This is a genomic window from Streptomyces sp. NRRL F-5122 (assembly GCF_001507435.1).
Lineage (GTDB): Bacteria > Actinomycetota > Actinomycetes > Streptomycetales > Streptomycetaceae > Streptomyces > Streptomyces lannensis.
Window position 1 is genome coordinate 1 of sequence record NZ_LMWH01000120.1, and the last position, 536, is coordinate 536.

At 67.5% G+C, this 536-nt stretch carries 1 protein-coding gene; it reads left to right on the top strand.

The window, feature by feature from the left end:
- On the top strand, positions 1-536 hold a 536-nt coding region (locus ADL25_RS15490; RefSeq protein WP_199839163.1), incomplete at both ends, for a transposase.

Consider the following 536-nt stretch of genomic DNA (forward strand, 5'->3'; position numbering starts at 1 on the left):
CTGGCTCCTGAGCACCGGCGTGGTCATGGTGCTCTGTATGGCGGGTTGAATTGCGGGCGGCTGGATGTGGCGCGGCTGCGCAGGGCTTTGGCTGGACTGGCTTTGCCCCGGGCTGCGGATGGGCGGATCGTCCTGGCGGTCGATGTCAGCAACTGGCTGCGGCCGGACGCGAATACCAGCCCAGATCGGCTGTTCTGCCACACCTATGGCCGGGGCAAGGGCTCGGCCCAGATGATCCCTGGCTGGCCCTACTCCTTCGTAGCCGCCCTGGAACCCGGGCGGACCTCGTGGACCACCATCCTGGATGTGATCCGTCTCCGTCCCTGCGACGACGAGACCGCCGTCACCGCGGACCAGATCCGGGAGGTGGTCCAGCGGTTATGTGCGGCAGGGCAGTGGACGGACGGTGACCTTCCCGTCCTGGTCGTCGTGGATGCCGGCTATGACGTCACCCGTCTGGCTTTCCTGCTCTCCGACCGGCCCGTCGAGCTGTTGGGGCGGATGCGGTCGGACCGGGTCATGTACTTCCCGCCACC